Source organism: Soonwooa sp., from assembly GCF_030151385.1.
Taxonomy (GTDB): domain Bacteria; phylum Bacteroidota; class Bacteroidia; order Flavobacteriales; family Weeksellaceae; genus Soonwooa.
This window is the reverse complement of record NZ_JASLDS010000061.1, coordinates 52,342-75,186: the sequence shown is the minus strand read 5'-3', so window position 1 is coordinate 75,186 and position 22,845 is coordinate 52,342. Positions and strand designations below refer to the sequence as shown.

Sequence of the window (22,845 nt, the reverse complement as noted above, 5' to 3'; positions counted from 1 at the left end):
CTGTCATCTTTCTGCCGATTTGCGAGTGCAAAAGTAAAAACTTTTTCCGACCTACGCAAATGTTTTTAAAAGTTTTTTTTTTCAAACACCCTAAACCCATTTACTAAATCTAAATACTCGTTTTAATTATCTCCTGCGCTTGCTTGTCATTTCTGATTTGCGAGTGCAAAACTAAAAACTTTTTCCGAATCTCGCAAATGTTTTTTCAAGTTTTTTTTTCTTAACCCGAAAAGCATTTGTTTCGTTTCTTTTTATTATTGTTTCTAGTATCTTCTGCGCTGCTTACCACTTCTGATTTGCGAGTGCAAAAGTAGTTTCTTTCCCCCTCCCAATCCAAACTTTTTGTAAACTATTTTTTAATTTAACTTTAACTCACTTGTTTTCAGATCAGTTTATTTTTGATTGTTCGTTTTGCGATAACCACAAAAGAATACAAAAGATTCATGGAAACTTGGAAGTGGAGATTAACTTCGTCAAACCACTTAGGTTTTTATAAGTCGTTATGAAGGCCAACTAGCAAAATTTATCGCAAAGCGATACAAAGTTTTTTTTAATTGTCTTTTGCTTTTATGAGAAACTAAGGCGCAAAGCTTATATATGAAAGACAAGGTTTGTTTATGTAGATAAGTTTAACCACAAAAGGAAACAAAAGATTTTTTATTTATCATTCTGTTTCTAAGAGAAACTAAAGCGCAAAGCTTATATATGAAAAACAATGTTTGTTTATGTAGATAAGCCTGACCACAAAAGGGAACAAAAGATTTGCTGGGTATTTAAGTGGAAACTTGGAAGTGGAGATTTCAAAATCGTAATTCGTAAATCTAAAATCGTAAATCAAATAATTATCTCTCACCCGCAATAGGGATGGAAGCGGCATCCTTGGAGCGAAGCGAGGCGGCGGTGCCTCGGGGCGTAGCAACCGAAGCATAGACAACCGAGCGAAGCTTCCAAGATACAGCGGACAGCCCGACCGAGCTAGCAAAGACTCAGCCAAGCGCGAGGATTGCCCGAAAAAAAAATTAAATTCGGCCTTGTTGCTTTAACTTCCAATAACGTAAAAGCCCAGAAACAGACATCCAGCTGGGATTCGCATATTCGTAAACTTGAATTTCTTCTGGTGTTAATCCTTTTTCGCGAAGTTGATTTTGCGTGTATTCCATAAACTTTGGCGTTATATCTTCTGGTGATGTTCCATTTTCAAAGTATGGTTTTATCCAGTTCGCCCAACTATCTAAAACAGCTTGAAGTTCTTGCGTGTGTTGTTTTGTATTCTCTTGCCGACCAAAATGCGTAAGATAAAAAGCTTCGGCATTTTCGCCATCGAGCTTATCCAAAGACTGTTTCCACAATTCGATGTTGATATCGGGAGGCGGACAAGGCGGAACGACAGGATGATTTCCGATTTTGACTCCACCGACATCTCCAGTAAAAATGACATTACCAAGCTTATAAGAATTGTGATGAATAGCGTGGCCAGGCGTGTAAATCGTTTTAAACTCGTGTTCTCCAATTTTAATAACATCGTTATCGTCAACCTGAACAAGATTAGCTTCAGCAATTGGTTCCATCTTACCCCAAAGCCTGTCCATATCGTCGCCATAAATCATTTTTGCAGAATTCCACAACTTTTCTGGATCCAACAAATGTGGATAACCGATGGGATGGACATAAATTTTGGCACCCAAATCTGCAAACTTCCAAGCTGCGCCTGCGTGATCAAAATGAATATGCGTCAAAAAAACATGTTTGATATCTTCCAAACGAAAATTAAGATTTTCGATGGCTGATTTTAAATGTTCGAAAGTTGACTCTGGTCCCGATTCAATAAGGATCAAACCATCTTGGCTTTCAATTAAAAATGAACCAATCGCATGTGGCGTATCGAGAAATTGTAAATCGAGGATTTTGATATCAGACATTGTACTAAAATTTTGGACAACACAATTTAACAATAAAAAAGCCATCTACAAAATATTGCAAATGGCTTTTTTTCTATTTTTTAGGACTAGCTTTTTTAGTCGTCGTTGTTTTCTTTGCTGTGGTTGTCTTTTTAGCAGTAGGTTTTTTGGCTGGCGCTTTTTTCTTGGTTTCAAAAGCTTTTGGGTCTTGCTCCTTAATCCAAGCTTTTACCGTTTCCAAATCAATTTGCTTTAATTCTTCAGCATCGTATTTTTCGCCATCTGCTCTTTTCGGAATTTTAAGATTTGCTTTTCCGAACTTAATGAAAGCGCCCCAACGTCCATTTTCCAAGGCAATTTTTTCATCCTCCCATTGCTGAATGTAGCGATTGGCTTCTTTTTCTAGTTTAGCATCGATTAACTCAACAATATCCGATTGTGAAAGATTGTTGAAATCGTACTTTTTAGGAACGTTTACGTAAATTGATTTATACTTGATAAATGGTCCAAAACGTCCAGTTCCTTTAGTTACAGGTTCGCCTTTATAATTGGCAATCGGCGCATCAGCTTTTTGCTTTTCTCTAATAATCTCTTCTGCACGACCTTGGTCAACTGATAATGGATCTTCGCCTTTTGGAATCGAAATATAAGTTTCGCCCCATTTAACATAAGGTCCAAAACGTCCAACGCCAATTGTAACAGTCTGAGATTCGAAATCATTAAGATCAAATGGAAGTCTAAACAATTCTAAAGCCTCTTCCAATGTAATGGTCGCAATATTTTGACCACTCATCAATGATGCAAAAATCGGCTTCTCCTCATCATCTTGCTCACCAATCTGAATCATCGGTCCAAAACGACCAATTCTTGCGTGAACTTGTTTCCCCGATTTTGGATCGACACCCAAAATACGTTCTCCAGTTGCACGTTCTGCATTTTCTTCAACATCTTCAATTCTTGGGTGAAACTTCGAATAGAAATCCGTCATCATTTTTTTCCACTCTTCAGAACCATCAGCAATTTCGTCAAAACTCCCTTCAACACGTGCTGTAAAGCCGTAATCTAAAATCTCTTGAAAATTATCAATCAAGAAATCATTAACTACTTCACCAATATCTGTTGGAACAAATTTATTTTTATCTCCACCAAATTTTTCGTCAAGAACTTCTTTTTTGATTGCGCCTTTCGTCAACGAAATACGAACCACTTCTCGCGTTTGAGGTTCGATTTCACGTTTGTCAACATATTCACGATTTTGAATAGTCTGAATTGTTGGTGCGTACGTCGACGGACGACCAATACCTAATTCTTCAAGCTTTCTAACCAAACCTGCTTCCGTGTAACGTGCACTTGGCTTGGTGAATTTTTCTGAAGCTTTAATTTTTTTATAATCTAAAACTTCTCCGATTTTAACTTTCGGAAGTAGTTTTTCGTTGTTCTCCTCGTCATCCTCTTCGGTTTTCACGATTCCGTAAGCTTTTAGGAAACCATCAAAAACAATGACTTCTCCTTGCGCTTCAAAATGTTGAGGCAAGCTCGGGTTTCCGATTTCGATAACGGTTTTCTCAATTTTAGCATTCGACATTTGCGAAGCTAAAGTTCGACGATAAATCAATTGATACAATTTGCTCAATTGTACATCCCCAATTGTTTTAATACCAAAATCAGTCGGGCGAATCGCCTCGTGTGCTTCTTGTGCAGAAGCAGATTTGGTTGTATAATTTCTTGGTTGCGAATAGTCTGCTCCATACTCCGAAAGGATTTGCGCTTTTGCACCATTAATCGCTTCTTGAGAAAGATTCACGGAATCCGTTCTCATATATGTGATAAAACCTTCTTCGTATAGACGCTGCGCCAAACGCATCGTAGTCGTCACATTATAACCCAAACGAGAAGATGCCTCTTGTTGCAAAGTTGATGTTGTAAACGGTGCCGACGCAGAACGCGTCCCTGGCTTTGTTTCAACATTAAGAACTTTGAACTCTGTATTTTTTGCTTGTTCTAAAAATTGTTCCGCTTCGGATTCTTTAGAAAAGTCTTTTTTTAATTTTGCAGCAATTTCTTGGCTTCCATCGTTTAGGAAAACGGCATCAACCTTAAAACTCGCCGTTGGTTTGAAATGTCTAATTTCTTTTTCGCGCTCCACAACCAAACGCACCGCAACGGATTGTACTCTACCAGCTGAAAGTCCTGGTTTCACTTTTTTCCAAAGAACTGGTGACATTTCGAAACCTACTATTCTATCCAAAACACGTCTTGCCTGCTGTGCATTAACTAAGTTTTGGTCAATATCACGTGGATTTTCAATTGCCTTAAGAATTGCATTCTTAGTAATCTCGTGAAAAACAATACGCTTTCTGTTGTCTGGTTTTAATTTCAGTTCTTCTGCTAAATGCCAAGCAATAGCTTCTCCTTCGCGGTCCTCATCGGATGCTAACCAAACCATATCGGCTTTTTTAACAGCGGCCTTAAGCTCAGTAACTAATTTCTTTTTATCTGGAGAAACCTCATAATCTGGTGTGAAAGACGACAAGTCGATTCCCATACCTTTCTTAGGCAAATCCCTTATGTGACCGAAGCTAGACTTCACTTCGAAATCCTTACCAAGATACTTTTGGATGGTTTTTGCTTTTGCTGGTGACTCAACGATAACTAGATTTTTGGACATTCTGAAATTTTTTGCAAAAGTAGAAGTTTTTTATTAAATGAGATTTATTGTTTTAAATCATTTTATGAATCAATTCAAAAGGAACAAAGAAAAGCCTGTAAAACAGACCCTCGAAAGTGAATCCTTTCCCTGACATTTCTACTCTATATATAAGTGAAATAAAAATAATTACAAATGTAACAATATGTGTTTTATTGAGTTGGATTGGAGAATATTCCCACATCATTTTTCTCAAACTGCTTATTATTTAGGGAAGCACCCAGTTTCTATATAAGTCTATTGAAAATCTTCCTTTTGTAATATTGACAAACGAAGAGAATATAACGAGGTTGAATGCAACTAAGAAAAGTATAAAAAAATGTATTAGCCTTTTCGTCCCTTCATTAACCACATACATACTATTTACAATAAGAAGAGGTGAAAACCCTAGGAAAACTCCAGCTAGTCGCGATGAAAAGATGGCATTATTTCTAAAAATAAAAAAACAACAAATACCCAACACCACATAATTACGATGATACTCATAATAAGGATATTTTTTTCGCATCGGTGTATCAAATACAAAAAGGAAAAATGTCGTAATAATCATCATTGCTTCTGGTATACCAAACCCACCTTGCAGCCTCTCAGTAGACTCGTTCATATAACCATTAAAACCTCCAATTACAGCCGAATCCGATGCTATTGAATCTAAAAAGCTTCCAAAAACTCTATAAACTTCAAAAGGCGATGCTAAAATAGAAGCGATAATTAGTAATATCATTCTAGATTTTGTTAGAGGTATCCTAGCAAGCCAATACATTGGATACAAGATATAACATACATTATGGATACTACCAGCTAAATACACAAACAAAAGATACATCCAGACACGTCTTTCTTTAATGTATCTAATTCCAAAATAAGCAATAAAAGAACCTAGATTTTGTCTTACTTGTCCACTTTCACCAATGAAAAAACCAGGAATAAAAATTAGTAATAAAACTGTGAATGGATATACCGAATTCTCTTCTACAAATTTATTTTTAAAGGTGACGGCCAAAGCAGCGATCACAAAGGTCAAAATATGAAATGGGGCATGAAATTCTCCTACTATTTTATTTATTAAAACATAGCCCCATTCTAGTTCGATGGGTGTTGGTGGCTTCATAGTTAAAGCCTTCAAGAATATACTCCAATAGTCTTTCGTCTGAGAATAGGTATAGATACTCCAATAACTACCATAATCGGCACCTACATTATTTCGAAAACCTGCAAGTACGATAAAATAAGCACCTAAAATATATAAATATCTTCGATTTACTTTACCTTGATATACCTCATGAAAACTAAAAATAATCATGAGAATTATGGCAACTAAAAAATAAGGATGTAATAACTGCATTTCTTCAATCGATTATTTTTTGAATATTTTATCAAATGAAGAGCAGTACAAATTCGGCATAAGATAAAAATCTCTAAAAAATTCTTGAGTCCTACTTTGTAGATTTTCTCGCATTTCAATAATTTTCTTTAGATGATAGATAATAACAAACCTATCAACATCATTTGTAGTTAACTTTTTTCACTTGCAAAAATATAAGATTTTAACTTATAAAGTTTTCATAATAAGAAGCTTTTTTACTCTTTCTCAAAATATTTGATCAAATATTCAATTTTTAGTGCTTTTATTCGCATATACCAACCTACTAATTTTTGCTATATTTTCACTAAATTCGCAAACTTAATTATTTAGTATAAAAGAACTTGAGACCGAAATGAGTCAATTTAAAGAATATAAAAACCTAAACCTTAGCCAAGTTGCAACAAATGTTGCTGCTTATTGGAAGGAAAATGACACTTTCAAAAAATCTGTGGAACTTCGCGATGGCCATCCAGAATTCGTATTTTACGAAGGACCGCCGTCTGCAAATGGACTTCCAGGTATTCACCACGTTATGGCGAGGTCTATTAAAGATATTTTTTGTCGTTTCCAAACACAAAACGGAAAGCAAGTGTTCCGTAAAGCAGGTTGGGACACGCACGGACTTCCTGTGGAATTGGGCGTTGAAAAAGAATTAGGCATCACCAAAGAAGACATCGGAAAGAAAATTTCCATCGAAGAATACAACCAAGCTTGTAAAAATGCAGTAATGCGTTATACGGACATTTGGAACGACCTTACCGAAAAAATCGGGTATTGGGTAGATTTGGACGACCCTTACATCACTTACGAACCAAAATACATGGAGTCGGTTTGGTGGTTGTTGAAGCAATTGTACAACAAAGATTTACTGTACAAAGGTTATACAATTCAGCCGTATTCGCCAAAAGCAGGAACTGGACTTTCTTCTCACGAGTTGAATCAGCCAGGAACCTATCGCGATGTGACTGATACCACGGTCGTAGCTCAATTTAAAGTTAAAAAACTTTCCGATAAAGTTGCTTCAAAAATCAAAGGACTTTCTTCAATTGACGCGTGCGATATCGCAGAAAATACTTGCGGAGGTGCTTTGCATTGGGCAGAGTTTGATAATGAAAAAGAGCAACCAATTCATATTTTGGCTTGGACGACGACGCCTTGGACTTTGCCTTCTAACACAGCATTGACGGTTGGTCCAAACATCGATTATGTTTTAGTAAAAACTTTTAATCAATATACGTTCGAGCCGATTAATATTATCTTGGCGAAAGCTTTGGTAGCAAAACAATTCGGGAAGAAATTTGTGGAAGGAACAAACGAAGATTTTGCAAATTACACTGCGGAATCCAAAACAATTCCTTACCAAGTTTTAGCGGAATTCAAAGGTTCGGATTTGGTTGGAACGACTTACGAACAATTGGTCCCTTGGTTTTTACCTGCTGAAAATCCAGAAAAAGCTTTTGTGGTAATTCCAGGAGATTTCGTAACCACGGAAGACGGAACGGGAGTTGTGCACACGGCGCCGACTTTTGGTGCTGATGATGCGAAAGTAGCTAAAGATGCTGGTGTTCCGCCAATGTTGGTGAAAGACGAACACGATAATTTGGTGCCATTGGTGGATTTGCAAGGAAAATTCATCCGAGGAGAAAATGTGCCTGAAGTATTTTCAGGAAAATATATTAAAAACGAATATTACGACGACGGAAAAGCACCTGAGAAATCTTGGGATGTTCATTTAGCGATTCAGTTGAAGGAGGAGAACAAAGCTTTTAAAGTTGAAAAATATGTCCACTCTTATCCGCATTGTTGGAGAACCGATAAACCTGTTTTGTATTATCCGTTGGATTCTTGGTTCGTGAAAATGTCTTCCGTTAAAAATCGTTTGGTAGAATTGAACGAAACGATTAATTGGAAACCAAAATCTACTGGTGAAGGGCGTTTTGCAAATTGGTTAGAAAATGTAAACGATTGGAATCTCTCTCGTTCAAGATATTGGGGAATTCCGTTGCCGATTTGGAGAACTGAGGATTTAAAAGAAGAAATCATCATCGGTTCGGTTGAGGAATTATATAATGAAATCGAAAAATCGATTGCTGCTGGTTTGATGACAGAAAATCCTTTCAAAGGTTTTGAAATCGGAAACATGGCGAAAGAAAACTACGATATCGTAGACCTTCACAAAAATGTGGTGGACAAAATCGTTTTGGTTTCGGCGTCTGGAAAAGCAATGAAGCGCGAAAGCGACCTTATCGACGTTTGGTTCGATTCTGGAGCGATGCCGTATGCACAGTTGCATTATCCGTTCGAGAACAAAGCAATGATAGATGATAGAAAAGCTTATCCAGCAGATTTTATCGCAGAAGGTGTTGACCAAACTCGTGGTTGGTTCTACACGTTGCATGCGATTGCGACGACGGTTTTCGATTCTGTGGCTTATAAAAATGTGGTTTCTAACGGTTTGGTTTTAGACAAAAACGGACAAAAAATGTCCAAACGTCTTGGAAACGCCGTTGATCCTTTTGAAACGCTTTCGGTTTACGGTCCAGATGCGACGCGTTGGTACATGATTTCGAATGCGAATCCTTGGGAAAACCTAAAATTCGATATTGAAGGAATTGATGAAATCCGTAGAAAATTCTTCGGAACGCTTTACAACACCTATTCTTTCTTCGCTTTGTATGCGAATGTTGATGGATTTAATTATTCAGAAAAAGATGTTGAAAATCGTCCAGAAATCGACCGTTGGATTTTATCGGAATTAAATCTTTTAATTAAAGAAGTAAAAGCATTCTACGAAGATTACGAGCCAACGAAAGTGGCAAGAGCTATCAATACTTTTGTGAACGATAATTTATCAAATTGGTACGTTCGTTTATGTAGAAGACGTTTCTGGAAAGGTGATTACAGCGATGATAAAATTTCGGCTTATCAAACTTTATATATTTGTTTGGATACGATTGCAAAACTTTCGGCTCCAATTGCGCCATTCTTTATGGACCAATTGTACCAAGATTTGAATGCTGTTACCGGAAAAACAAAAGGTGAATCTGTGCATTTAACAGACTTCCCAGTTGCTGATGAAAGCTTAATTGATACCGATTTGGTTGAAAAAACGCATTTGGCGCAACAAATCACGTCGATGGTATTTTCTTTAAGAAAGAAAGAAAACCAAAAAGTTCGTCAGCCGCTTCAAAAAGTAATGATTCCAGTTTTGGATGCTAAAACAGAAGCACAAATCAATGCTGTTGCGGAATTAATTAAGCAAGAAGTAAACGTAAAAGAACTTCAATTAATTAATGCTGAAGAAGCATCACATTTAATTGTAAAGCAAATCAAACCAAACTTTAAAGCTTTAGGCTCTAAGTTAGGAAAAGATATGAAAGCGGTTGCTGGAGAGATTTCTGCTTTCACCAATGAGCAAATTGCAGATTTAGAAAAATCAGGTAAAGCGCAAGTTGCTGGACACGAAATTACGGTTGACGATGTAGAAATTTTCACATCAGATATCCCAGGTTGGACGGTGGCAAGTGAAGGAAAAATCACTGTGGCATTAGATTTGACGTTAACGGACGAGTTGAAATCGGAAGGAATCGCGAGAGAATTTATCAATAGAGTTCAAAACCTTAGAAAAGAGAAAGATTTTGAGCTAACGGACAAAATTAACATTTTCGTAGAGAATGACAATCCATTCTTAGCAGACATCGAAAGAAATAAAACCTACATTTCTGAAGAAGTTTTGGCTAACGAAATTGTTACAGAAGCGATTTCCGAAAACTTCAACGACGTTGAGATAGATGAAGTGAAATTTAAATTAAAGATTGAGAAAGTTTAAAAATTGTTAATATTGGTTGTTTTTTTTCTAACAGTTTTATAAATATTTTTTACTATCTTTAATTAATATAAAAAAACCAAATTATTTAAAGTTATGAACATGGCGGAAGAAAAATTAAGATATAGCGACGCTGACTTACAAGAGTTTAAAAAACTGATTCAAGATAAAATAGATAAAGCTGAAAAAGATTTAAGTCTTATTAAAGAAAGTTTTATCAATGATCAAAACAACGGAACAGATGATACTTCACCAACTTTCAAAGCTTTTGAAGAAGGTGCGGAAACGCTAAGCAAAGAGCAAAATGCTTTGTTGGCAGGAAGACAAGAGAAGTTTATCCGTGATTTGAAAAATGCTTTAATCAGAATTCAAAACAAAACTTATGGTATCTGTCGTGTGACAGGAAAGTTAATCTCGAAAGAAAGATTAAAGGCTGTTCCACACGCAACCTTGAGTATTGAAGCGAAAAATATGCAACGCTAATCCAAAACATTAAAGTTTGTATAAACAATTATTTTCTTTAATTAAGTAATAATACAGGTTTACAAGAAATTGTAAACCTTTTTTGGTTATAAAGTCATGACATTAGTTATCATCTTTCTTATTATTATCCTTATTTTTGCCTTTGTTTTTAGAGACAAGTTTGGCGCATCAACTTCTAGCTCAGACGAAAAGTACATGAGCATCGACGATCGTTTTAACAATGATAAACGAGAACGCGAAAAAGAAATTGACCAACTGCTAAGCAAAATGGGGAAAAACGGTCCCGACGACCTTAGTCCAAAAGACCGAAAAAGACTAGACGAATTATCAAAAAAATAAATCCTAAACAATGGAATCTATAATAGTACACACCAAAAATGCAATGGAGCTGACGGCTCTTAAAAGTGTTTTGAAAGACATGAACATTGAGTTTGAAAAATTTCATACCCGAAATCATTTTCATAATCAAAAAACTGTGAAAAAAATCAACGACAAAAAAGAGCAAAAAATCAATAGACCTAACAAGCCAAAAGGACAATAATGAAGAAGATTGCATTAATCACTTTATTGATTTTAATAATCGACCAAGCCTCAAAAATCTACATCAAAACGCATTTCCGTCTTAATGGCTTTGAAGAGATATTTCCAGGTTTTCAATTAAGATTTGTCGAAAATCCGGGCATGGCTTATGGACTTCATTTTGGAGGACTTTGGGGAAAATACACTTTGATTCTATTAAGACTTGTCTTAGCTGGTGGGATGATTGTTCTTTTCAAAAAATGGTTGAAAGAAGGCGCTTCCAATTACCTCATCATTCCTATGGCAATGATTTTTGCTGGAGCAATTGGCAATGTTATCGACGGAATGTTTTATGGGATGATCTTCGACTCGGGAACGATGTATGACGAAAGTGTTGGTTACTGGATAAGTTACGACGGCGTTTCAAGTTTGACAGGTTTTGGACAAGGTTATTCTCAGTTTATGCACGGTTGCGTGGTTGACATGATATACTTTCCTTTGGTTGATACCACTTGGCCCAAATGGGTACCTCTCGTTGGTGGACAGCCGCTAGAGTTTTTCAAATATATCTTTAATGTTGCCGATTCTGCGATTACTGTTGGCGCAATCCTTTTGTATATCTTCAGAAAAAAAGCCTTTCCGAATGGATTAGATTTTTAAACTAAAATTTTTGAAAAGCAATAAATAAATCATATTTTTAAAATTCGATTAAATCACACGAATTTTAGAATGAAAATTTTCAAAAAAATAATATTAATCGGACTGATACTCGCCGTAGTATCAGCCCTTTTTATTTGGTGGGCTAACCATTCCATAGAAAGTAAGACAGAAGCTTTTAATTCTTTTAACATCGATGACGTTCCGAACGAGAAAGTCGGTTTGGTTCTTGGTGCTAGCAAGACTTTAGCAAATGGATATCCCAATCTTTATTTTAATTATAGAATCGATGCTGCCACAGAATTGTACAAAGCTGGAAAAGTACAATACTTTATTGTAAGTGGCGATAATTCTCGAAAAAGCTACAACGAACCCGAAGATATGAAGTTGGCTTTAATAGAAAAAGGCATTCCCGAAAATCACATTTTTGAAGATTTTGCAGGCTTCCGAACTTTAGATTCTGTGGTTAGAGCAAAAGATATTTTTGGTCAAAGCTCTTATGTAATTATCTCACAGAAGTTCCATAATCAGCGTGCGATTTTCTTAGCACAACAAAACGGCATCAAAGCTTATGGTTACAATGCCAAAGATGTCAACAAAAATGCAGGATTCAAAACTAATCTTCGCGAGAAGTTTGCTAGAGCCAAAGTTTATTGGGATATGTTCTTTGGCGTTGAGCCAAAATTCGGTGGAGAGAAAATTCAGATACCGTAATTTACCACTCGGCATTTCAAAATTACCGTTCGTCAATTATAAATGTAATTGGTAGAACAATGATATTATATTTGTTTCAGAAAAACTTCAAAAACAAAATATCATGGTCACACTAATCATCGAACTTGCTGTTAAAATCATCGATTTTATCACACAATTTTTTGCTTAATATTTCTTTTAAAATTTAAAAATGGAAAAAAAACAAGATTACTCGGATTTACCAACAGAAGAATTGCAGGTATTACGAGACAAACAAAAAAAGATGGTCATTGCTTTTGGAAGCATTTGGCTTGTTTTGATGTTGGTCTATTTCGGAATTATTGCATATAAAGGCTTTTCGAGGTTTAATATTGCGACAGCAATTCCTATTTTTGTTTTGCCAATTACATTGTTGCCGATCTATACAACATTTGCAACGATTGATAAAGAATTAAAAAGTAGAAAAAAATAAAATATGCCAGAAATCGACTATGCTGCACTTAGCAATGAAGAATTATTAACTGCTAAAAAATCTTTAAAATCCACCAAAATCATTAATGCCGTATTAATTGGCTTTGCCGCAGGAATTGCTGGTGTTGCGTTTTGGGCGAAAGGATTCAAACTTCCTTTTTTGCTGCCTGCATTTTTGACTTACTTACTTTACAAAGGCTCAAAAAAAACTGATGCTTTAGAATCTGAATTAAAGAAAAGAAATCTTTAGAGCACGCAAAAATTTAGAGTAAACATGAAATTAATAAGCAATTGGCGTTACCATCTTGCAACCATCATATTTTTGACGTGTTTTATATTTTTCTTTTTAACTTTCAAAAAGTTAATCTTTGTAGATGTGTACGGCGAAGAATATCAAATGTTTTGGGTTTTCGAGCTGTTCCTGTGTGTTTTAATGCTATACATCGTTTCTAACCTCAGCGTTACCGTTTTAGAAAAAGCCGAACATTTTGGACTTTTGAGCGCGAAAAGTATTCTTATTGTTTTAGCAAGTTTATCCATATTTCATATTATTTTCCAAGCGAGCTTTTGGCCAATATTACAAGAGTCGCAGAACTTCTTTATTCCTAAAAACGAAAGATTCCACTTTACCGAAAAGATAGTATTCGAAAAGCGTTTGGTTAATTACTTTTATTTCTTTTTTATTTCCTTAACATGGTTAATTTTCATCTATGCATACAAGATTTATGCGATGAATCAAAATGAGCTTAAGCAAAAACTCACCATCGAAAAAAACTTAAAAGAAGCCAACCTTAACACTCTAAAAGGTCAGATTAATCCACACTTTATTTTTAACAGTCTTAATAACATCCGAGGTTTGGTACAAGAAGACCCTCAAAAAACTAAGGAAATGATTACGCGACTTTCCGAATTGTTGCGGTCTTCGCTCCTATCGGGGAAAAATAATTTTGTACCTCTAGAACAAGAAATCGAAACAGTTGAGAACTTCCTCGAAATTTCGAAAATCCAATACGAAGAACGACTTAACTATAATATTGAAATTCCCAAAGCGCATTATCACTATTATGTTCCACCAATGATTTTGCAAATGTTGGTCGAAAATGCCGTTAAACACGGAATTTCTATTTTAAAAGATGGTGGTTTTGTTTTGGTAAAATCCTACGAAGATGATGACGCATTTAATCTTTTAGTTAAAAACTCAGGACAACTAAACACTTCCGAAAAAGGCACACAAATCGGAATTAAAAATATTGAGGAACGTCTAAAACTTCTCTATGACAACCAAGCAACATTTGTTCTTGAAGAAGAAACCGACAATGTTGTTGCGCACATCAGAATTAAAAAAGATGTTTTGAAAAGTTAAAATATGAAAAAGATAAAAGCCATCATTGTTGAAGATTCGCGTCTTGCTCGCAACGAGCTGAAAGAACTACTCCAGCAACACAAACACATCGAACTTCTTGGTGAAGCCGAAAATGCAGACATCGCAGAAGCCTTGATAAAAGACCTACAACCTGATCTTATCTTTTTGGACATCCAACTTCCGGGACGCGATGGTTTTCAACTTTTAGAAAGTTTGGATGATGTGCCGATGGTTATTTTCACAACAGCTTTTGATGAATTTGCCATTAAATCTTTTGAATACAATGCACTCGACTATCTTCTAAAACCAATTAATCCAAAACGCCTTGACCAAGCTCTTGAAAAAGTCGCCGAAAAAATTGAAGAACGTGCAGAAAAGTTGGATAAGAAACTGGACTTTAATGATCAGATTTTTATAAAAGATGGCGAAAAATGTTGGATGGTTCGCATTTCGGAAATCTACCTTTTCGAAGTGGAAGGCAATTATACCAAAGTATTTTTTAGAAATGAAAAAGCAATGCTTTCAAAATCGCTTAACCTCATCGAAAAGAAATTGCCCGCAGACAAATATTTTCGCGCCAACCGAAATACGATTATCAATGTAGGTTTTATCCAAAATATAGAACCTTGGTTCAGTGGCAACCTTATGGTAAAACTTCCGAATAACAACGATGTCGAAATATCGCGCCGACAAGCCGTTATCTTCAAAGAAAATTTTGGATTGTAATTTTCCAATAAAACAAAAAACCGTCGCGCTGACGGTTTTTTGCTACTAACTTAATAAAATATGAAAACCCATTTTGAGGGTAAACATTTTTGATTTAGAGTATGAAAATTAATTCTTAACGAATTTCACACTTTCTTCTTTTCCGTTTTTAACAAGCTTCAAAATGTAACTTCCTTTTGGTAATTTAGAAACATTGATTTGATTGTTTGTCAAACTCTTACTTGTCATAATTTTTTGACCTGCAAAATTGTAAATTTCAATCGATTGCAATTTATCAGCATTCGAAATATTAAGAACATCATTAACAGGATTCGGGTAGATCACAGATTTTGGAACTGCAACATTATTAGTCGCTAGCGCAGAATCTGGAAGTTTTATCACAAATCCTAAAAGATCATCATTCTTCTTCCCAATACCGACAATATATTTCCCATTTGGCGACATACCCAAAGGCAAAGAGAAGGTCATCCCATTATCAGCAATTCCTAAACTTGCCACATATTCGTTAAGATCAACAATGCCTTTTTCCTTTGTCCAAATAAAAGCACTTCCTGCAAACGCACCTTGTCCCCAAGGTCTGTAATATCCTATCATCCTTTTGCCATCGTCCGAAACTGCCACAGCAGAACCCTCGTACATCGGATCTTCGTGCGGAAACTCTTGGTAGCCATCGGTTTCATTCCAAATAAATGGATAGTCGTAATTGTAACCAATCATGGTTTTGCCATCACCAGATACACCGCCAATTTCTCCAATAACTTCCTCACCATTCGCATCTTTCAAATGATATTGTTGCCCATTTTTCCAATACACACCAAATCGATCAAAATCATCATCTTGCCAACCGACAATAACAGAACCATCATCGTTAATCGCATTAGCTCTAGAAGACGAATCCGCATGAGTGCTTCCGAGATCAACAATTCCTGCTGCTTCTGTCCACTTTATTCCGTGCGCTTCCCATCCACTTTTGAAGCCAAGACCAACAATTGTCTTACCATCGCTTGACATTCCCCACACTGAAGCATCTTGTCCATGCACCAAATTACCTAGATATTTCCATTGTCCCGTTGCAACATCGTAACGCGCCATCTCGTCAATCATCGTTTCGGGATTGGTCATCGTTCCCGCAATATATTTACCATCTGCAGATATTGAAGTATTCCCGCTAATCTGTTCACCACTAGCTGGCTCGCCAACTGTAATAACTCCATCTTGCTCTGTCCACATAATGTGACTTCCAAACATTACGTTTCCTACTGCAACACCATTGTTAGAAACATCCGACATAAAAGCATAAGTTGTCGTTTCAAAAACTTGTGCATTGATAAAATTTAAACTGCAAAAAAATGCTGCAGCGTAGTAAAATTTCTTCATATCTCTTATATTATTTTGTTGCTCAAACTTAGAAATATGAAGCGCCAATATCAAGTTATTGTCTTTAGGATTTCTTGAAATGCTAAAATTTAAAATCATAAAACACTCAATAACAACACATTACAAAACAAACTTAAATTTAACAAACTCACAACAATATTTCAAAAAGACTTCTCGAAAACATTTTCCAATGGATAAATTATTACAAATCTTTTAGTAAATTCACACTTCTTATAGCATTGCTTTCAATTTGCTCTAAGTCTTTGCTTATTAATGTGGTGTGAAAAATATATTGATATATTGTGTGTTTGTATTTCTGATTGGTTGCTTTTCGGTTACTGCTCAGGAAAAAGGAGATTTTAGATTGATGCTTTCTAATAGCATTGACAAGATGTATCAAAATCCAGATGCTGGCATCAAAGCCATAAAATCGATAAGTATTCTTCCAGAAGACACAAGGAATCAACTTGTTGCAAAAACCTTACTTGCAGAATCCTACAGTTTGAAAGCCAATTACGAGGAATCTCTTAAAATGGCTTTGGAAAATGTAAACGCCAAACACGATCTCAACAGCAACGACCAGCTTCTTAACAATATCGGAATGATTCAGCAATTGCAGAATCTTGGGCTTTACGATCAGTCTTCGTTATTAATTAATTCTGTTCTAAAGAATACCAAAGTCATTTCGGCACCAGAAAATAGAATCGTTCTCGCGTTGCTATATCAACTTCAGGCTAAGACTTTATTTAATAACAATAAAACAAATGAGGCATTAAGCTTTCTCGACAAAAGCAATCTTCTTTGCAAAGCCAACGAAAACTCTTCCTATAACATTTTGTGCTCCAATATTTTTCTAAAATCTAGAATTGCACTTCAGCTAAAAGATTATAAAAACTTAAACAATTACGTTAATGAACTGGACAAAATTTCTACAGAACATCCTGAGAATAATTATGTATTTGTCCGTTTAGAAAAGTTAAAAGCCAGTATCCTTTTTAATCAGCAAGAATACAAGGAAGCGATTTCGCATTTAGATTTGGCATTGGATAGGATTAAAAACATTGATTTTTTAGGTTTAAAAAACAATCTCTATGAGGATTTAGCAAAAAACCATTTGGCTTTAAGAAATGTTGAAGAACACGAAACTTATCAGAAATTGCATTTGGAAAGTCAAAACAAAATTGACCAAAGTCAAAAAGAAGCGATTCAAAATTTGATGCAACTCAATCAGGAATTTCAGAATCAAAATTTAAGAATTCGTGAACACAAAAATCTTACAAACTTGTATTGGTCTTTGGGAGCAGGATTTATTTTAATCTTATTAATTGGCTTTTGGCTTTTCCAAACCTATCAAAAAAATCAGTTTCTCAATAATCAACTAAAATTTGTTGATTACCAAAAACGTCTTTTCGAAACAAAAAACAAAAAGGAGGAAAACCTAACATCACCAAGGGAAACGCAAGAATCTCCAGAAGAAAACCTTGAAGACCTCGAGCAAATTACCAAACAAAAAAGCTTTAGCATTTCTAAAGAAAAGGAAGATCTTATTCTTAAAAAACTAAGCGAATTTGAAAGTTCAAAAAACTTTATGGATCGCAATATGTCTTTGGCAGCGCTGGCAACGCAACTTGAAGTCAACACCAAATATCTTTCTGAAGTTGTTAAAAACAGCAAAGGCAAAAACTTCACAACTTATATTAACGAGTTAAAAATCAACCACATTGCTTATCTTATTTCGACTGACCCAACATACCGTCAGTACAAGATAAGTTATCTCGCCGAACTTGCGGGATTTGCTTCTCACAGCACTTTTTCTGTCGTTTTTAAAAACGTGACAGGCGTAACCCCAAATGATTACATTCAACAAATTAGCAAAAGAAAAATAATATGAGAATTTTAGGATTAGTAGGATTTTTCTTTTTGTTGTGTTTGCCAAAATACAGCCTCGCTCAGAATTTGGAAGCCGACCAACTCAAGTTCAAAGAAGCAAGAATGCTCCTGTACGATGAACCCGAAAAAGCAATTAGTATTTCAAAAAAACTTTTAGTTAATAACAAAAAACCAGATCAACTCGCCAATATATATATGTTGATTTCGACGGCTTATATTGCAAAACGTGATATCGACAGTTCTTTGTATTACATCATGAGAACTTCTGATTTGCTAAATACCAACATCCAAAGCGTTACAAAAATCAGAATCCTCAATACAATTGGTGTACAATACCAACAAATGGATTTGTTTGATAAAGCATTAGAAAGCCTAGACAAATCTGAAGAGCTTTGCAAAACTTTGCCTGCTGCCGACTATGATAGAAATTTTAACCAAAACTTTATCGACGCGGTTCGAGGCATGATCTACCGTAGTCAAGAGAACCCCGAAATGGCGATTAAGAAATTTGTGCCCGCCATTAGTTTTTTCAAAAGTTTGCCCACTGAGCCAAAGACCGATGCTAACATTAGTGTGTTTTCGTACAATCTTGGTTACTGTTTTTTAGAATTAAAAAATTACGAACAAGCGCAAAGCTACTTTAACGAAGCCATTTTCTATGGAACAAGATCTGGATCAAAAAGCCTTGAAGCTTTTGCTTATAAGGCTTTGGCAGATAATTATTATTCTCAACAAGATTATAAAAAGTCTCTAGAAATCTTGGCAACCGCTCAAAAATTGTCAGATGATGTTTCGGATTTAAGTTTAAAAGAAGGCGTATACAAGATCACTCGCGATAATTATCTAGCATTAAATGACTGGAAAAATTATCAATCTTACAATGACCTACTTAAGGCTTCCAAACAAAAAAAACAAGACAGCGAATTGAAATCGCTTAACCGTCTTATGGATATTCAAAACAAAGATTACCAAAAGAAAGTTGATCATGAAAATCAAAGATTTTCGTTGTTTCAAATTATAGTTTGGCTTGTGGTTTTGCTATGTTCTGTTTTAATGTTAAAAAAGATTTTTGATTTCAGTAAACAAAACAAAAACCTTACTCAGAAATTAGGAAAAGAAGTTAATTCTTAATTCTAGAGAAAATCCCGACAACATAGAAATTGGTCAACAACACAATCTTTTGTATTTTTGCTTTTAAATAGAACACTATTATGGCAAGAGTCTTAACCGGCATCCAAGCGACCGGAACCCCGCATTTGGGAAATCTTTTAGGAGCGATTATTCCTGCAATCGAATTATCAAAAAAAGCAGAGAACGAATCATTTTTATTCATCGCCAATCTGCATACTTTAACCTTGATTAAAGACGCAGCAACGCTGAAACAAAATACCTATGAGATTGCTGCTGCTTGGCTTGCTTGTGGTCTAGATACTGAAAAAACAAATTTCTATCGTCAAAGTGACATTCCCGAAACCTGCGAGTTAACTTGGTATTTGGATTGTTTTTTCCCTTTCCAAAGATTGCAATTGGCGCATTCTTTCAAAGACAAGTCGGATCGTTTGGCGGATGTTAATGTTGGATTGTTCAACTATCCTATTTTGATGGCAGCAGATATTTTGTTGTACGATGCCGAGATTGTTCCTGTAGGAAAAGATCAACTTCAACATTTAGAAATTACAAGAGACGTTGCTGAAAAATTCAATCGTCAAATGGGCGAAGTTTTTGTTTTGCCATCTGCGGAATTGCAAGAAGACACCAAATATGTTCCCGGAACAGATGGACGCAAAATGTCAAAATCAATCGGTAACATCATCAACATCTTCGCGCCTGAAAAGGAATTGAAAAAACAAGTGATGTCCATCGAAACGGATTCTAAATCTTTGGAAGAACCAAAAGATCCTGAAACAGATAAGGTATTTGCAATCTATCAATTGATTGCAACACCAGAACAAACTGAAGAACTAAGAGCTAAATATTTGGCTGGAAACTTTGGATATGGACATGCTAAAAAAGAATTGTTAGAACTAATCTTGACACGTTTCGAAAAAGAGAGAGAAACTTTCAATTATTATATGTCGCATCTTGATGAGCTAGAAGCAAAACTACAAGAAGGTGCTGCCAAAACACGTCCAGTTGCCCAAGCAACTTTAGGGAAAGTAAGACAAAGCCTAGGATTGTAAAACCTAGACTATCAAAAAATAGAAAAAGGTCAACAAATTTGTTGACCTTTTTCTATTCTATATTTACTTACAAAACTTCGACAATTTTCTACTTAAAAATTGCCGAAGTCAAAAAAATAAAATATAAGAACTTTAATTTTCTAGAAATAATTTCTAAATTTTTTCAATCGGATTATTTCGGGATTTAATATCATCTAGCATTCGTTTTTGCATATCCTGCATTTGTTGAGGATTTGGCGCTTGTCGTTGTCCACCGCCAGAATTTCCACGTTGTCCTCCTCCCATTCTGTTAGAGTTAGCATTCATAAAACTGCTAGGATCTTGCTGGAATTTCTTTTGCATCGCCAAAAATTTATCCTTCTTAATGCTAATATCTTGTCCGCGACTTTCAGGTCCTTGGATGCTCGCAATTTTTTTGCTCTCCATTAAGTCAAAACTATAATCACCTTTGCTATCTTCAAGTTTTACAATTAATCCAGGCAAACCACCAAATTTGTAAGGACCATCTTGCAAAGGCACATCTGTTGTAAACCACGCATACCAAGTTCGACCTCCATATTTTTGTTCAGCTTTCTGAGTTTGGTATTTTCCAATCTTTACAGTTTCTGGTAAAATTTTCCAAGTATGAGGAATTGCCTCTTCATAGACATATTGATCTCGAGCAATCCTTTGCTTGAAATTAAGATTTTGTTTTGCTAAATTCTTTTCGACAGTATAATCCACAATTGACCGCAGATCCTGCAGTTGCGTTCTATCAAAATTTTTAGTTTCTCGCATACGGTTCATTATCGAGTCACGTTTGGCTCTATTTTCAGAATAAAAAACAGAGTTTTGACCATCAACATCGAGATAGACATTCTCTATTTTCTTGTCCGATACTTTAGTAGAATCAGGCGTCATCGTAGCTTGATAAATAAATCTAGTTGCCTGAGAAAAAGCCAACTGCGACATCACAAGACTTAGAAGTCCAAGTATATATTTCATATTGTTTTTTAGTTTAGACAGAAGTTATACAATAAAGTTAAATTGTTGTTTTAAAATTAAATCTTTAGCACACTTAATTTCACTTAAAAAGCATTAAGAAAATCTTAAATTATTAAAATAGAATCTATCGATTTGAGATTGCGGAAATTAGTTCGTATTTTTGCACTATAAAAAATCATTCTAAATAAAAACAATGATAAAAGTAAGCGATCAGGCAAAAGCAAAAGCAGCACAGTTAATGACTGAGGAAGGCTTTAATCCTGAGACAGATTATATAAGAGTAGGCGTAAAGAGCGGAGGTTGCTCTGGTCTAGAATACGTCCTAAAGTTTGATAACCAAAAAGGAGACACAGATCAAATCTTTGAAGACAATGGCGTAAAAGTTATTGTTGACAAAAAGTCTGTCCTTTATCTTGCCGGAACTATTTTGGAATATTCAGGCGGATTGAATGGAAAAGGTTTTGTTTTTAATAACCCAAATGCCTCACGAACGTGCGGCTGTGGCGAAAGTTTTAGCTTGTAGATAATGAAGTTTAGTCTATCATATTTATTTCTGATCCTACCTTTGTTGTTGTTTTCTCAACAAAAAACATCTGCTTCTATGGGAGGAAACAATGGGAAAATAGTTGTAGATGGTGGACGCCCAACTTTTGTAATTTTTTACGCTTATTACGGTTCTAGTAATACTGACGAATATTATGACCGTGAAAAAGCAGAACTTGAAAAAAACTTCAAGGATATTAATGCCAAAGTCATTATTACAGATGCTAAAAACGTTATCGTTAAAAACAAAAATTTAAAAAAGACAAGCTTTACAGAAGAATCTAATGTGCTTTTTTGGGATGGAAAAGTACAAACGGAGCCAATTGTAAGTAACGGCTTTTTAAAAAGTACTGAATACTTTTCGGACTTATTTGGTAAGCCAAAAGCTTCATCATACTACACCGATTTTCTTAATAAACAAGAAAAACTAAGAGCTCCCGTTACAGAAAAGATAACAGAAAAGTCAAAGTTGTTATCAAGAAAGTATGTTAACGGTCTCGTGACTGATATTTTGTTTCATTCGAAAAAAGGAATGTCGAATCTTTTTGATTTTAATCCAAAAGGCGTGAAATCAATAAAGGTAACTTCGAACAATCCTAAAATCGAGAAAGTGGAAGCTTATTTCGATACAGACGGCAAATTGACAGAAGTTATTTTTCCTAAAGTCAATCTAAAGTTTACTTACGAAAATGGTGTACTTCGAAAAATGGGAGCAGTTGGTGCCGAAGCTAAAGAGTTTTTGTACAATGATAATTCTGTCAAAACTTTTGACGATGATGGTGTGGTAGAATATCGTCTAAAAGATAATTTCTTGTTGTACAACGCGGACTATGTTTTTGATGATTATTACACGGAATTAACGAAAGAAGTGACCTATGAGAATAATCATTTAGCGTATAAAGAAAGTGGAAATCTTAATAACACCGATTTTTATTTGTCAAATGCTAAAGATATCTTCCCCGTAAAGGTTACTTATTATAATGGAGGTTCACAATCGAGCATTACAAAAACAGGAAACAAAATAGTAGAAAAAATGGATAAAGGCGAAGTTACCTACTTTTTGAATGATAAAAATTTAATAGAAAAACTTACTTACTCGAGTAATGAAGATGGCAACAAAAAAGGATTTACTTCGAGCTATGAGTATCAATATTACTAATTA

The 22,845-nt window shown here is 35.2% G+C and carries 20 protein-coding genes; 15 read left to right on the top strand and 5 right to left on the bottom strand.

Annotated elements, in window-relative coordinates; genetic code table 11:
* Nucleotides 1-1,019 precede the first annotated feature (1,019 nt).
* From Q1V95_RS12145 to Q1V95_RS12135, 3 genes are all read right to left on the bottom strand, one after another.
* Nucleotides 1,020-1,919 (bottom strand): MBL fold metallo-hydrolase, encoded by a 900-nt coding sequence (locus Q1V95_RS12145; RefSeq protein ID WP_300674312.1) that lies wholly within the window; start codon nt 1,917-1,919, stop codon nt 1,020-1,022.
* Nucleotides 1,920-1,992: 73 nt separating this feature from the next.
* Complete coding sequence (gene topA, locus Q1V95_RS12140; RefSeq protein WP_300674310.1) at nt 1,993-4,566, bottom strand: type I DNA topoisomerase; 2,574 nt, start codon at nt 4,564-4,566, stop codon at nt 1,993-1,995.
* Nucleotides 4,567-4,813: 247 nt separating this feature from the next.
* A complete protein-coding gene (locus tag Q1V95_RS12135; RefSeq protein WP_300674307.1) occupies nt 4,814-5,950 on the bottom strand; it encodes an EpsG family protein in 1,137 nt (378 codons plus the stop codon).
* A gap of 373 nt (nt 5,951-6,323) precedes the next feature.
* Between Q1V95_RS12135 and ileS the strand changes: the two genes are divergently transcribed.
* The 10 genes from ileS to Q1V95_RS12085 all read left to right on the top strand — a co-directional run bounded on the left by ileS (nt 6,324) and on the right by Q1V95_RS12085 (nt 14,709).
* A complete protein-coding gene (gene ileS, locus Q1V95_RS12130; RefSeq protein WP_300674304.1) occupies nt 6,324-9,800 on the top strand; it encodes an isoleucine--tRNA ligase in 3,477 nt (1,158 codons plus the stop codon).
* 99 nt (nt 9,801-9,899) lie between these two features.
* The gene (locus Q1V95_RS12125) at nt 9,900-10,280 is read left to right on the top strand and encodes a TraR/DksA C4-type zinc finger protein (protein ID WP_079667754.1); all 381 of its coding nucleotides are present in this window, start codon (nt 9,900-9,902) and stop codon (nt 10,278-10,280) included.
* A gap of 96 nt (nt 10,281-10,376) precedes the next feature.
* Nucleotides 10,377-10,619, top strand: a complete 243-nt coding sequence (locus Q1V95_RS12120; RefSeq protein ID WP_300674297.1) for a DUF6576 domain-containing protein — start codon at nt 10,377-10,379, stop codon at nt 10,617-10,619.
* Between the two features lie 10 nt (nt 10,620-10,629).
* Nucleotides 10,630-10,821 (top strand): DUF2683 family protein, encoded by a 192-nt coding sequence (locus Q1V95_RS12115; protein ID WP_300674294.1) that lies wholly within the window; start codon nt 10,630-10,632, stop codon nt 10,819-10,821.
* The gene (locus Q1V95_RS12110; RefSeq protein WP_300674291.1) at nt 10,821-11,459 is read left to right on the top strand and encodes a lipoprotein signal peptidase; all 639 of its coding nucleotides are present in this window, start codon (nt 10,821-10,823) and stop codon (nt 11,457-11,459) included. The genes Q1V95_RS12115 and Q1V95_RS12110 overlap by 1 nt, the downstream gene beginning before the upstream one ends.
* A 69-nt stretch (nt 11,460-11,528) precedes the next feature.
* Nucleotides 11,529-12,170 carry an ElyC/SanA/YdcF family protein gene (locus Q1V95_RS12105; protein ID WP_300674288.1) on the top strand — a complete coding sequence of 214 codons (642 nt, stop codon included), beginning with the start codon at nt 11,529-11,531 and terminating at the stop codon, nt 12,168-12,170.
* A 190-nt stretch (nt 12,171-12,360) separates the two neighbouring features.
* Nucleotides 12,361-12,621 carry a hypothetical protein gene (locus Q1V95_RS12100; protein ID WP_300674285.1) on the top strand — a complete coding sequence of 87 codons (261 nt, stop codon included), beginning with the start codon at nt 12,361-12,363 and terminating at the stop codon, nt 12,619-12,621.
* Nucleotides 12,622-12,624: 3 nt separating this feature from the next.
* On the top strand, nt 12,625-12,870 hold the full coding sequence (locus Q1V95_RS12095) for a hypothetical protein (RefSeq protein ID WP_300674283.1): 246 nt from the start codon (nt 12,625-12,627) through the stop codon (nt 12,868-12,870).
* Between the two features lie 24 nt (nt 12,871-12,894).
* Entirely contained in the window at nt 12,895-13,983 is a 1,089-nt protein-coding gene (locus Q1V95_RS12090) for a histidine kinase (protein WP_300674281.1), read from the top strand.
* 3 nt (nt 13,984-13,986) lie between these two features.
* Nucleotides 13,987-14,709: a LytTR family DNA-binding domain-containing protein gene (locus tag Q1V95_RS12085; RefSeq protein WP_300674278.1), complete on the top strand. Its 723-nt coding sequence runs from the start codon at nt 13,987-13,989 to the stop codon at nt 14,707-14,709.
* A gap of 108 nt (nt 14,710-14,817) precedes the next feature.
* Here Q1V95_RS12085 and Q1V95_RS12080 read toward each other — a convergent pair whose 3' ends face one another.
* On the bottom strand, nt 14,818-16,086 hold the full coding sequence (locus Q1V95_RS12080; RefSeq protein ID WP_300674276.1) for a T9SS type A sorting domain-containing protein: 1,269 nt from the start codon (nt 16,084-16,086) through the stop codon (nt 14,818-14,820).
* A 304-nt stretch (nt 16,087-16,390) separates the two neighbouring features.
* Between Q1V95_RS12080 and Q1V95_RS12075 the strand changes: the two genes are divergently transcribed.
* The 3 genes from Q1V95_RS12075 to trpS all read left to right on the top strand — a co-directional run bounded on the left by Q1V95_RS12075 (nt 16,391) and on the right by trpS (nt 20,156).
* Entirely contained in the window at nt 16,391-17,977 is a 1,587-nt protein-coding gene (locus tag Q1V95_RS12075) for an AraC family transcriptional regulator (protein WP_300674273.1), read from the top strand.
* Nucleotides 17,974-19,107 (top strand): tetratricopeptide repeat protein, encoded by a 1,134-nt coding sequence (locus tag Q1V95_RS12070; RefSeq protein ID WP_300674271.1) that lies wholly within the window; start codon nt 17,974-17,976, stop codon nt 19,105-19,107. The genes Q1V95_RS12075 and Q1V95_RS12070 overlap by 4 nt, the downstream gene beginning before the upstream one ends.
* 80 nt (nt 19,108-19,187) lie before the next feature.
* Nucleotides 19,188-20,156 carry a tryptophan--tRNA ligase gene (trpS, locus tag Q1V95_RS12065; RefSeq protein WP_300674268.1) on the top strand — a complete coding sequence of 323 codons (969 nt, stop codon included), beginning with the start codon at nt 19,188-19,190 and terminating at the stop codon, nt 20,154-20,156.
* Between the two features lie 153 nt (nt 20,157-20,309).
* Here the strand turns inward: trpS and Q1V95_RS12060 are convergent, their stop codons facing one another.
* Entirely contained in the window at nt 20,310-21,140 is an 831-nt protein-coding gene (locus Q1V95_RS12060; protein ID WP_300674266.1) for a GLPGLI family protein, read from the bottom strand.
* 193 nt (nt 21,141-21,333) lie between these two features.
* On the opposite strand from Q1V95_RS12060, the gene Q1V95_RS12055 reads away from it, so the two are divergent.
* Together Q1V95_RS12055 and Q1V95_RS12050 are read left to right on the top strand one after the other, a co-directional pair.
* Complete coding sequence (locus Q1V95_RS12055; protein ID WP_300674264.1) at nt 21,334-21,663, top strand: iron-sulfur cluster assembly accessory protein; 330 nt, start codon at nt 21,334-21,336, stop codon at nt 21,661-21,663.
* 78 nt (nt 21,664-21,741) lie between these two features.
* A complete protein-coding gene (locus Q1V95_RS12050; RefSeq protein ID WP_300674261.1) occupies nt 21,742-22,842 on the top strand; it encodes a hypothetical protein in 1,101 nt (366 codons plus the stop codon).
* Nucleotides 22,843-22,845: the final 3 nt, after the last annotated feature.